We start from the raw sequence: 12,239 nt of genomic DNA on the forward strand, positions 1-12,239 counted from the left end.
CGATGAAGAGACTTGTCATTGGCTTACTGGCGCTGGTTAGCGCCTTCAGCGTGCAGGCGGCCGAACGACTGGTGGTGGCGGGCGGTTCTCTCAGCGAGCTTATTTTTGCGATGGGCATCGGCGATCGCGTTGTCGGGGTGGATGAAACCACCTCTTATCCCCCCGAAACCGCTGCACTGCCGCATATTGGCTACTGGAAGCAACTGAACAGTGAAGGCATTTTATCGCTGCGCCCGGACAGCTTTATTACCTGGCAGGACGCGGGCCCGCATATTGTGCTGGAGCAGTTGCGCACCCAAAAAGTCAACGTTGTCACCCTGCCGCGCGTTCCGGCCACCGTTGACCAGATGTATGCCAATATTCATGCCCTGGCGAACACACTCCAGGTTCCTGAGCAGGGCGACGCGCTGGTTAACCACATTCGCCAGCGGCTGGATCGTGTGCAGGACAGCGTGAAGGCGAAAGGCGCGCCGGTTAAGGCGATGTTTATTCTTTCTGCGGGGGGCAGCGCCCCGCAGATCGCCGGTAAGGGCAGCGTCGCTGACGCGATTCTGACCCTCGCAGGCGCGCAGAATGTCGCCCAGCATGCGCAATATAAAAGTTACAGCGCGGAATCGCTGATTGCGGCAAACCCGCAGGTGATTGTTGTGACATCACAGATGGTCGAGGGCGACATCAATCGCCTGCGCGCCATTGCCGGTATCACCCATACCTCCGCCTGGAAAAATCAGCGGATCATCGCCATTGATCAGGCGTTGATTCTGGGGATGGGTCCCCGCGTCGCTGACGCCGTTGAAACTCTGCACCAGCAACTCTGGCCTCATTAAATGGATTTGGCATTACAATTATGAATACTCAACACACGCTGGATCTCACTCCACATTTCGCGCTGGAGGGGAACCAGCCCTTTAAGGATCGTCGGGCCACGATGCCGTGGCGTGGTGCAATTCCTGTTGCAAAAGAGCAATTGTCACAAACCTGGCAGAACGTCATCAGCCAGACCGTTCCACCGCGCAAAAGACTGGTGTATTTACATATCCCTTTTTGCGCAACCCACTGTACTTTCTGCGGTTTTTATCAGAACCGCTTTGAAGAGGATCATTGCGCACGCTATACCGACGCCCTGCTACGTGAAATAGAGATGGAAGCCGACAGCACGCTGCACCAGTCAGCGCCCATTCATGCGGTGTATTTCGGCGGTGGAACGCCGTCTGCGCTGTCGGCCAGGGATCTGGCCAGGATCATCACCACGCTGCGTGAAAAACTGCCGCTGGCGCCAGATTGCGAAATCACCATCGAAGGTCGGGTGCTCAACTTTGATGATGCCCGCGTTGATGCCTGTCTTGATGCGGGCGCCAATCGGTTTTCTATCGGCATTCAGTCTTTCAACAGCAAGATCCGCAAGAAAATGGCGCGCACCTCGGACGGCCCAACCGCCATCGCCTTTATGAACGGTCTGGTGCGGCGGGATCGCGCCGCCGTGGTGTGCGATCTGCTGTTCGGCCTGCCCGGTCAGGATGCCGCCCTGTGGGGCGAAGATCTGGCGATAGCCCGCGATATCGGGCTGGATGGGATCGATCTGTATGCGCTGAATTTGCTTCCCAATACGCCGCTCGGTAAAGCGGTTGAAAGTGGCCGGACGACCGTTCCTTCCCCCTCAGCGCGTCGCGACCTCTACCTTCAGGGCTGCGATTTTATGGATAGCGCGGGCTGGCGCTGCATCAGCAACAGCCACTGGGCGCGTACCACCCGAGAACGCAACCTGTACAACCTGCTGATCAAGCAAGGCGCTGACTGCCTCGCCTTCGGCTCCGGCGCAGGCGGTTCGGTCAACGGCTACTCCTGGATGGTGGAGAGAAACCTTTCCACCTGGCATGAAACTATCGCCGCCGGGAAAAAGCCGTTAATGATGATGATGCGTACCGCCGAACGCGGCTTTCAGTGGCGCCATACGTTACAGGCGGGGATTGAAACAGCGCGCGTACCGCTTGATGAGCTGACGCCTCACGCGGAGCAACTGATTCCGTTACTGACCCAATGGCACAACGCGGGGCTGACCCGCGATGCGTCAACCTGCCTGCGTCTGACCAACGAAGGACGCTTCTGGGCAAGCAATATTTTGCAGTCTCTTGACGAGCTGATTCAGGAACTTAACGCACCGCGCATCGCGGTAGATAAACCATAAAAGGAGTAACTTATGAGCCATGTCTCTTTACAGGATTTTTTGCGCACTGAGCCGGACGGAACGCTGGAAGCGATCGCCGCACAGTACAACACCACGCTTTTAGACGTAGTCAAAAACCTGCCCTCTCATACCCTGGTCAGCGGCGATAAATTCGATACCGTCTGGGACACCGTCAGCGAATGGGGCAAAGTCACAACCCTGGTGCACACCGCCGATGTCATTCTCGAATTTACCGGTGAACTGCCCTCCGGCTTCCATCGTCACGGTTATTTCAATCTGCGCGGTAAAAAAGGCATGACCGGCCATATCAAAGCGGAAAACTGCACGCACATCGCCTTAGTGGAACGCAAATTTATGGGCATGGACACTGCGTCTATTCTGTTCCTCAACCAGGCGGGCAGCGCCATGTTTAAAGTCTTCCTCGGTCGCGACGAGCATCGTCAGCTACTGGGCGAACAGGTTGACGCCTTCCGCACACTGGCCTCCTCTCTGAAGGAAAACGCCTGATGACGCCGTGGTTACTTTTCGGTGCCGGCGGTACGGGCGTGGGTGCCAGAACGCTTGAACTCGCGCTGACGCAACAGCGCCCGGTCGTTGCCGTGATTCGTCACCCGGAAACCGCGGCCCTTTTGCAAAGCAAAGGCGTTCAGGTATTTATTGGCGATGCCTGCGACGCAAGCGTCGTGTCCTGCGCCTGCCATGCCGCAGGGCCGCAGGCGCTTGTCATTTCATCAATGGGGGGAAACCAGGATTATCTGGCGCACAGAACCGTTATTGATGAAGCGGAAAAAGTGGGCATCAAACGCATGATTCTGGTGACGTCGCTGGGATGCGGCGACAGTTGGGCATTTTTATCCCCTCGCGCGAAAGCCGCATTCGGCCAGGCCGTGCGGGAAAAAACGCTGGCGGAAAGTTGGCTGCAAACCAGTCAGCTGGATTATGCCATCCTGCGGCCTGGCGGTTTACTGAATGGCGATGCAACAGGTAAAGCGCAGCGCTACCAGGGACAGGAGTGCCACGGGTTTGTGATGCGTGCGGATGTCGCCGCCCATATTCATGAACTGGCCTGCGCGCCTGCGCTTAACAATCAGATCTACAGTCTGGTTGAGCCTGAACTAAAGCCGGTGTGATCCCCTCGCGGCGCGGACATCCGCGCCGCAATGACGTTATGGAGATTCGAGTGTTCAAGGATTCACTCTCTTCCCTCAGTGTATTGACGGGGCTTTCACTCTTGCTGATCGCACTGGTGCTGTTCGGCGCCAGCCAGGGGGCGTTGAACATCAGCTTCAGCGCGCTGTTTAACCAAGAGTACCGGGATATCTGGCTGAACATCCGTTTGCCCCGCGTTCTGTTGGCCGTGCTGGTTGGCGGCGCGCTGGCGACGGCGGGCGTGATCATGCAGGGACTTTTTCGCAACCCGATGGCCGATCCGGGGTTGCTCGGCGTCAGCAGCGGCTCTGCGTTAATGGTCGGCGTCGCGATCGTTTTCCCTCTTTCGTTGCCCGTCGTTCTGGCGCTCTATGAACAGATGATCTTTGCCGTCGCCGGCAGCGTGGTGGTCTGCGCGGTTATTTTTCTGATCAGCCTGCGCCACGCTCACGGCGGTATGATGCAACTGCTGCTGGCCGGGATTGCGATTAATGCGCTGTGCGGGGCGGCTATCGGCATACTGAGCTATGTTGGCGACGAACAGCAATTACGTCAGTTGACGCTATGGATGATGGGCAGCCTCGGCCAGGCGCAGTGGCCGACGCTACTGGTGGCCAGTTCGTTCGCGCTGCCCGCCATCGCCGCCACCGCCTGTCTTTCCGGGACGCTAAACCTGCTGCAATTAGGGGATGAAGAGGCGCACTATTTGGGGGTAAACGTAAAGCGTAAACGTCAGCAGCTGTTGTTGCTCAGCTCCCTGCTGGTGGGCACAGCCGTTTCGGTAAGCGGCGTGATTGGCTTTATCGGTCTGGTGGTTCCCCATTTAATTCGCATGATCATCGGCGCAGACCATCGCTGGCTCATTCCCTGCTCTACACTTGCAGGGGCATGTTTGCTCCTGGTTGCCGACACGCTGGCACGCACGCTGGTACAGCCTGCGGAGATGCCGGTCGGCCTTCTGACCAGCCTGATTGGCGGCCCCTGGTTCCTGTGGCTCATTCTGAACAGCCGGAGGGTGGTATGATTGATGCCCAAAATCTGGTTTACAGCATTCATGGACGCCGTTTAACGGACAATGTTTCGCTGACTCTGCCTGGTGGTGAAATCGTCGCTATTCTAGGGCCGAATGGCGCCGGGAAATCCACGCTGCTGCGCCAGCTTACCGGGTATCTGAAACCCGACTCTGGTCGCTGTACGCTTCTGGGCAAGCCGCTGACCGAATGGCCGCTGACGGAACTGGCGAAGACCCGCGCGGTGATGCGCCAGAATAGCCACATGGCGTTCCCGTTCAGCGTTCGGGAAGTCATTCGCATGGGCAGGCATCCTCATCGGACGCATAATCCACGCGATGAAACCGAGCACATCATGGCGTTGTGCGATTGCAGCCAGCTGGCCTCGCGTGATTACCGGCAGTTGTCGGGCGGCGAACAGCAGCGGGTACAGCTGGCGCGCCTGCTGGTTCAGCTCTGGGAATCCGAGCCCTCGCCCAAATGGCTGTTTCTGGATGAACCCACCTCCGCGCTGGATATTCACCACCAGCAGCATCTTTTCCGTCTGCTGCGCCAACTGGTGCGTGAACGGCAGTTCAACGTCTGCTGCGTGCTGCACGATCTCAATCTTGCCGCACGCTATGCCGACCGGGTGGTGCTGATGGCAAACAGCCGCCTTATTGATAACGGCAGGCCGCAGGAGGTGCTGAAACAACAGGCGCTGAAAACGCTTTACGGCGCGGATATCACGGTTTTAAACGATCCATCAAATCTCTCACCGCTGATCGTCCTCGATCGGTAAAACTTGCGGAGCATCGAATGCTGATGCTCCATTTTCTGTAACAATTGCCTGTTATAAGTGATCGCTTTCTCAATTCTGACTCTTTCAACTGGTCATTCTACGCGGGTAGATTTATTAATCTGCGGTAAAAATATAATATCTACGCGAGTAGAACGTGAAGAGTATAAACCTGCGACTTATGTCGACAGCTAACTTCAAGGAGTTCTTATGAACACGCATTCATCCTCTGTTCCCCTGACGGACGGCCAACAGGCAGCTCAGGAACGACTGGAAACCCCCGAGGGGCGCCGCGAATTCTGGCGAGCGACATTTTCCTGCTGGTTAGGCACGACAATGGAATATGCCGATTTTGCGCTGTATGGCCTCGCCGCAGGCATTATCTTTGGCGACGTCTTTTTTCCTGAAGCCACACCAGTTATGGCGCTACTTTCCAGCTTCGCCGCCTATTCCGTCGGGTTTATAGCACGCCCCATCGGCGCGCTGTTGTTCGGCTGGATAGGCGACCGTCATGGCCGGAAGACTGTCATGGTTATCACTATCGGGTTAATGGGCATGTCGACCATGTTGATCGGTTTAATTCCCAGCTACGCCCAGATTGGCGTTTGGGCGCCGGTATGCCTGGTCATCTTACGATTTTCCCAAGGGCTGGGCGCCGGGGCAGAGCTTTCAGGCGGCACCGTCATGCTCGGTGAATATGCCCCAGTTAAGCATCGCGGACTGGTCTCCTCGATTATCGCTCTGGGCTCAAATAGCGGAACATTGCTGGCTTCTTTAGTCTGGCTCATCGTACTGCAAATGGATAAAGACGCCTTGCTAAGCTGGGGATGGCGCATCCCTTTTCTTTGCAGCTTCCTCATCGCCGCCACAGCACTGTTTATTCGCCGCCATATGCGTGAAACGCCCGTCTTTGAGCGTCAAAAAGCACTCCTGCAAGCCGAGCGAGAGAACGCGCTTCGCCAGGGTCAGGAGATGCAACAGTATGACACCCGTAGCTTCTGGCAACGCACCAGAGCGTTCTGGACCATGGTCGGATTACGCATCGGCGAAAATGGCCCCTCCTATCTGGCCCAGGGATTCATCATTGGCTATGTTGCCAAAGTGCTGATGGTTGATAAATCTGTCCCCACTGTTGCGGTATTTATCGCCTCTATTCTGGGATTTGCCATTATTCCGCTGGCGGGTTGGCTTTCTGACCGATTTGGCAGACGTATCACTTACCGTTGGTTCTGTCTGCTACTGATTCTGTACGCATTTCCGGCATTCATGCTGCTGGATTCTCGTGAACCGTGGATTGTTATCCCGACGATCATTACCGGAATGGGGCTCGCTTCACTGGGCATTTTCGGTGTTCAGGCTGCATGGGGCGTTGAGCTTTTCGGTGTGACCAACCGTTATACTAAAATGGCTTTCGCAAAAGAGCTGGGGTCCATTATGTCTGGCGGTACGGCACCACTTGTCGCCTCGGCGCTGCTCTCATTTTACGGACACTGGTGGCCTATCGCCGTCTATTTCACCCTGATGGCCGCAATTGGGCTGGTGACGACTTTCTTCGCGCCAGAGACTCGTGGGCGGGATCTCAACTTGCCCGAGGATGCAATTTGAGGCCAGAGAACGTGAGTTGCGCGTTCTTTACCAAAGATTTTTGGGTCATAACGCCTTATGCTGTCAGGAAAAAAGATCACTCTGAACTCAATCAGGTAGGTGCCTTGTGACCCAATCACATTCACAACGCGTAACACGTTCTGATGTTGCAAAAGAAGCGGGAACATCTGTCGCTGTTGTCAGTTACGTTATTAATAACGGTCCGCGCCCCGTCGCCGAAGCAACCCGACAGCGCGTATTGCAGGCCATAAAAAAAACTGGTTATCGACCTAATGGTATAGCGCGCGCCCTGGCTTCAGGCAGCACGCAAACCTATGGACTCATTGCGCCAGACATCTCTAACCCGTTTATCGCCTCAATGGCGCATGCCCTGCAACGTGAAGCATTTTCTGATGGGAAAGTGCTCCTGCTGGGCGATGCGGGCGACAACAGCGGACGTGAGCGTGAACTGATCAACAATATGCTACACCGTCAGGTCGACGGGCTTATCTATACCAGTGTTGACCGGCATCCCTATATTGAGCTGATTCAGGAGAGCGGAACCCCCTGCGTCATGCTGGATCGCGTGGACCCTGGGTTGAATGTCAGTGTTATTCAGGTAGATGAACAACTGGCGGCCTGGCAGGTGACGAAGCATCTGATTGATCACGGTTACCGCGATATTGGCATTATTTGTGGTCCGCGTGAAATGTTGAACACCCAGGATCGTATCCGGGGATGGCAGCTAGCGCTGGAAGAGTCATCGCTAATTATCAACCCTTCCTGGATCTTTTCGACTAACTATACCCGCGCCGGAGGTTACGAGGCGACAAAACGCATGTTGCAAGGTAAACCACCGCGCGCGCTGTTCGCAACCAACGAACAGCAGGCGCTTGGCTGTTTACGCGCTCTGGCAGAACAAGGATTACGCGTTCCACAGGATGTGGCGCTGGTCTGCTTTAACGCAACACAAGAATCGGCTTACAACGTACCTTCCCTGACCGCCGTCCGACAGCCTGTCGACAAAATGGCTCGTGCGGCAATTGATATGTTGAAAAACTGGGATGGAGAAGTTCGCCGCGTTGAATTTGAGTTTTTTTTACGAGTGGGAGAGTCGTGTGGCTGCCAGGGACATGAAGTACAACCTGAAACCAGATAAAAATAAATCTATGCGCGTGATTATCGACTGCGATCCGGGTAATGGCATTCCCGGCGCCAATATCGATGACGGCCTCGCGCTGGCACTCGCCATTGCCGCGCCGCAAATCTCTCTGGAGATGATCACAACGGTGGCTGGTAATACACCGGTAGAAATCGGATATGCAGTAGCCAAAGACTTCGTCCAACAATTAGGTGTACCCGTTTCTGTCTACCGTGGCGCCGCACGCGCGCTCAGAGAAGATCCGCAGCCCTGGCGGGAAAAGCTTGATCATGGTGTAGACCAATATGGCTTACGCCAACTCTGGGCTGATGTCCCCGTTCCGCAGGCATACCAGGCCACGAAGCCTCTTGCGCCTGAGGCGATAGGTGAGCTGATATGCAATAACCCCGGTGAGATAACGCTGGTTGCAACAGGCCCACTCACCAACGTCGCCATTGCTCTACAGCTCTATCCGCAGCTCGTTCATGCGGTGAAAAATATCGTGATCATGGGCGGAGTATTCAATGTTCCTGGCTATCTGAAAGACACTAATTTTGGCCTTGATCCAGAAGCAGCTCATGCCGTACTCACCAGCGGTGCGCCGGTCACATTGGTTCCGATGGATGTCACGACAAAAACCCAAATGCTTCATACCGATTTGGATCGTCTGGCTGCGGCAGAAAACGTTCTTGGTCGCTATCTGGAGAAAACCATTCGCCCGTGGATCACCTACTCTATGCAGACCCGCAATCTGCCTGGCTGCTGGATCCACGATGTTCTGACGATCGCCTGGTTGCTTGATCCCTCGCTCGCCGCAACGACAGAAGACTTTCTGGACGTCTCGCTTGAAGGCCTTACTCGTGGTATGACCTGTCGTTATGGACGTGACACATTACGCCTGGACGTGGGAATACCCGAGCCCAAAGGCGCGATGATAAAAATTCTACAGACTATCGATAACCATCAACTTCTTTCGCTGATTGAACACTACATCCATCGCTACGGCGCATAGCGATGCTGCACAGAAAAAGAAGGTAGCCGCGCAGTATGTAAGGTTATGTTTTTCTGGAGGAAAAATGAATACGTTAGCACCCATCCTCTCTGGTGAAGGAGAATCAATTTTAATTACATTATGCAAAATTTGCGTCGCTTTTTTCCTGGGAGGAATCATCGGGCTTGAAAGAGAATCAAAGGGAAAGCCTGTCGGGTTTAAAACATGTGTGATTATTTCAGTAGCCAGTTGTGCCCTGACCATTGTTTCGATTCAATCTGCGGAGTATTACGCTGAGATTTCAATGAATATCCGTAGCGATCCTATGCGCCTGGCCGCACAAATCATCAGTGGCGTGGGTTTTCTCGGTGCCGGGGTTATCCTCCATCGCCATGATGATGCGATATCCGGGCTAACAACCGCAGCTATCGTCTGGGCTTCTGCTGGCATAGGAATTACCAGCGGAGCCGGTTTTTATCTTCATGCCCTGCTTGCCACAGGGTTATTTCTGCTGGCTATAAAGCTCAGTTATTTTGTGATCTTTTTACAAACAAAAAACCAGCTCCCCGGCAAAGTAAAAATCCGCATTATTCTTGACGAAAAATCAGGGCTACAAACGCTGGTAGAAAGTATTAATCAGCAAAAAAGCATTATTGAGACCATTACTATCCGCGATGTAAAAAAGGGAAAAATAGAGGTCAACCTTAAGGTTGTGATCAGAAAAAAAATAACCTTGCCCGAACTGTACAGCAACCTTTCTACGCTCGAACACGTCTGCGCTATCGCGCTGGAACACTGAAAAACACGAGTATAAAACAAACTTCTTGACCTTCCCCTTGATGGAAGGTTTACCCTTTATCACAGTCAGTTAATCCTGTCATAAAGGAGTGTGTTATGTCTCAAACTATCGACCTGACCCTGGACGGTCTGTCTTGTGGTCACTGCGTCAAACGCGTGAAAGAAAGTCTTGAACAACGTCCTGACGTTGAACAGGCGGACGTCACGGTAACCGAAGCGCACGTTACCGGCAGCGCCAGCGCCGAAGCGCTTATTGAAACCATTAAACAAGCCGGTTACGGCGCGGAGTTAAGCCACCCAAAGGCTAAACCGCTGGCGGAGTCATCAATCCCGTCGGAAGCACTGACAGCGGTTCCCCCTGAGCTTCCGGCAGCGACGGCCGATGATGAAAGCCAACAGCTGCTGTTAAGCGGCATGAGCTGCGCCAGCTGTGTTTCCCGGGTGCAAAACGCGTTGCAAAGCGTACCGGGCGTCACACAGGCACGGGTAAACCTGGCGGAACGCACTGCGCTGGTAATGGGCAGCGCGTCCGCCGCAGATTTAGTGCAGGCGGTAGAGAAAGCAGGCTACGGCGCAGAAGCGATCGAAGATGACGTTAAACGCCGCGAACGCCAGCAGGAAACCGCACTCGCTACCATGAAACGCTTCCGCTGGCAGGCGATTGTCGCGCTGCTGGTCGGCGTGCCGGTGATGGTCTGGGGGATGCTCGGCGACAACATGATGGTCACCGCCGATAACCGCAGCCTGTGGCTGGCAATCGGCCTGGCGACCCTTGCCGTGATGGTTTTTGCGGGTGGACACTTCTACCGCAGCGCATGGAAAAGCCTGATGAACGGCACCGCCACGATGGATACGCTGGTGGCGCTCGGCACCGGGGTGGCCTGGCTCTATTCGATGAGCGTCAACCTGTGGCCGCAGTGGTTCCCGATGGAAGCGCGCCATCTCTATTATGAAGCCAGTGCGATGATCATCGGTCTGATCAACCTCGGACACATGCTGGAAGCCCGCGCGCGTCAGCGCTCTTCTAAAGCGCTGGAAAAATTGCTCGACTTAACCCCGCCGACGGCGCGCGTGGTCACTGATGACGGTGAAAAAAGCGTACCTCTGGCGGATGTACAGCCGGGCATGTTGCTGCGTCTGACCACCGGCGACCGTGTACCGGTAGACGGTGAAATCACTCAGGGTGAAGCCTGGCTGGATGAAGCGATGCTCACTGGCGAACCCATCCCGCAGCAGAAAGGCGAAGGCGACAGCGTTCACGCCGGAACCGTGGTGCAGGACGGCAGCGTGCTGTTTCGCGCAAGCGCAGTCGGCAGCCATACCACCCTGTCGCGCATTATTCGCATGGTGCGCCAGGCACAGAGCAGCAAACCGGAAATCGGTCAGCTTGCCGATAAAATCTCCTCGGTGTTCGTGCCAGTCGTGGTGGTGATTGCCCTGGTGAGCGCAGGTATCTGGTATATCTTTGGGCCGGCGCCGCAAATTGTTTACACGCTGGTGATCGCCACCACCGTCCTGATTATCGCCTGTCCGTGTGCGCTGGGTCTGGCGACACCGATGTCGATTATCTCGGGCGTCGGACGCGCCGCTGAATTTGGCGTCCTGGTACGCGACGCCGACGCGCTGCAACGCGCCAGCACGCTGGACACCGTGATATTTGATAAAACAGGTACGTTGACGGAAGGTAAACCGCAGGTCGTCGCCATCAGGACATTTGGCGATACCGATGAGACGAGCGCCTTACGTCTGGCGGCCGCGCTGGAACAAGGCTCCAGCCACCCGCTGGCGCACGCTATCCTGGAAAAAGCCGCCGACGCCGCCCTGCCTCAGGTGAATAACTTTCGGACGTTACGTGGCTTAGGCGTTAGCGGCGAAGCGGACGGGCATACGTTGCTGTTAGGCAATCAGGCGCTGCTGAATGAACAACAGGTTGTCACGACCGCAATGGACGCTGAAATTTCAGCACAGGCTTCTCAGGGGGCAACGCCCGTATTGCTGGCGATTGACGGAAAAGCCGCGGCGCTGCTGGCGATCCGCGATCCGCTGCGTAACGACAGCGTCGCAGCGCTTCAGCGCCTGCACCGCGCCGGGTATCGTCTGGTGATGTTAACCGGGGATAACCCGACCACCGCCAACGCCATTGCCAAAGAGGCCGGGATTGATGAGGTGATCGCGGGCGTGCTGCCGGACGGTAAAGCCGATGCGATTAAGCGTCTGCAAAGTCAGGGACGTCAGGTCGCAATGGTCGGCGATGGCATCAACGACGCACCGGCGCTGGCGCAGGCGGATGTCGGCATCGCGATGGGCGGCGGCAGCGACGTGGCGATTGAAACTGCGGCGATAACCCTGATGCGCCATAGCCTGATGGGCGTAGCTGACGCGCTGGCCATCTCACGGGCGACCCTGCGAAACATGAAGCAGAACCTGCTCGGCGCGTTTATCTATAACAGCATCGGCATCCCCGTTGCCGCCGGGATTCTGTGGCCGTTCACCGGCACGCTGCTTAACCCGGTTGTGGCAGGCGCGGCAATGGCGCTTTCCTCAATTACCGTGGTGAGCAACGCCAACCGGTTGTTGCGCTTTAAACCAAAAGAATAAGGCGC

General features: G+C 55.7%; 11 protein-coding genes. All 11 read left to right on the forward strand.

Features of this window, described 5'->3' with window-relative positions:
• Nucleotides 1-2: 2 nt before the first annotated feature.
• The 11 genes from OGV79_RS09715 (at nucleotide 3) to copA (ending at nucleotide 12,234) form a co-directional block, all read left to right on the forward strand.
• A complete protein-coding gene (locus OGV79_RS09715; RefSeq protein ID WP_286468273.1) occupies nucleotides 3-827 on the forward strand; it encodes a heme/hemin ABC transporter substrate-binding protein in 825 nt (274 codons plus the stop codon).
• 20 nt (nucleotides 828-847) lie between these two features.
• The gene (hutW, locus tag OGV79_RS09720) at nucleotides 848-2,185 is read left to right on the forward strand and encodes a heme anaerobic degradation radical SAM methyltransferase ChuW/HutW (RefSeq protein ID WP_047458361.1); all 1,338 of its coding nucleotides are present in this window, start codon (nucleotides 848-850) and stop codon (nucleotides 2,183-2,185) included.
• Between the two features lie 12 nt (nucleotides 2,186-2,197).
• Complete coding sequence (hutX, locus tag OGV79_RS09725; RefSeq protein WP_012133483.1) at nucleotides 2,198-2,692, forward strand: heme utilization cystosolic carrier protein HutX; 495 nt, start codon at nucleotides 2,198-2,200, stop codon at nucleotides 2,690-2,692.
• Nucleotides 2,692-3,315 carry an anaerobilin reductase gene (gene chuY / locus OGV79_RS09730; RefSeq protein ID WP_286468274.1) on the forward strand — a complete coding sequence of 208 codons (624 nt, stop codon included), beginning with the start codon at nucleotides 2,692-2,694 and terminating at the stop codon, nucleotides 3,313-3,315. The genes hutX and chuY overlap by 1 nt, the downstream gene beginning before the upstream one ends.
• A gap of 50 nt (nucleotides 3,316-3,365) precedes the next feature.
• A complete protein-coding gene (locus tag OGV79_RS09735; protein ID WP_286468275.1) occupies nucleotides 3,366-4,358 on the forward strand; it encodes a FecCD family ABC transporter permease in 993 nt (330 codons plus the stop codon).
• Entirely contained in the window at nucleotides 4,355-5,125 is a 771-nt protein-coding gene (locus OGV79_RS09740; protein ID WP_286468276.1) for a heme ABC transporter ATP-binding protein, read from the forward strand. The genes OGV79_RS09735 and OGV79_RS09740 overlap by 4 nt, the downstream gene beginning before the upstream one ends.
• Before the next feature lie 207 nt (nucleotides 5,126-5,332).
• The gene (locus tag OGV79_RS09745) at nucleotides 5,333-6,727 is read left to right on the forward strand and encodes an MFS transporter (protein ID WP_286468277.1); all 1,395 of its coding nucleotides are present in this window, start codon (nucleotides 5,333-5,335) and stop codon (nucleotides 6,725-6,727) included.
• A gap of 106 nt (nucleotides 6,728-6,833) precedes the next feature.
• Complete coding sequence (locus tag OGV79_RS09750) at nucleotides 6,834-7,865, forward strand: LacI family DNA-binding transcriptional regulator (protein ID WP_024130582.1); 1,032 nt, start codon at nucleotides 6,834-6,836, stop codon at nucleotides 7,863-7,865.
• Nucleotides 7,866-7,875: 10 nt separating this feature from the next.
• Nucleotides 7,876-8,859, forward strand: coding sequence for a nucleoside hydrolase (locus OGV79_RS09755; RefSeq protein WP_370906247.1), 984 nt, complete (start codon nucleotides 7,876-7,878; stop codon nucleotides 8,857-8,859).
• Nucleotides 8,860-8,923: 64 nt separating this feature from the next.
• Complete coding sequence (locus OGV79_RS09760) at nucleotides 8,924-9,637, forward strand: MgtC/SapB family protein (RefSeq protein ID WP_286468278.1); 714 nt, start codon at nucleotides 8,924-8,926, stop codon at nucleotides 9,635-9,637.
• A 95-nt stretch (nucleotides 9,638-9,732) separates the two neighbouring features.
• Entirely contained in the window at nucleotides 9,733-12,234 is a 2,502-nt protein-coding gene (gene copA / locus OGV79_RS09765; RefSeq protein ID WP_286468280.1) for a copper-exporting P-type ATPase CopA, read from the forward strand.
• Nucleotides 12,235-12,239: the final 5 nt, after the last annotated feature.

It is taken from the genome of Citrobacter sp. CK185 (assembly GCF_030333565.1).
GTDB lineage: Bacteria > Pseudomonadota > Gammaproteobacteria > Enterobacterales > Enterobacteriaceae > Citrobacter_B > Citrobacter_B koseri.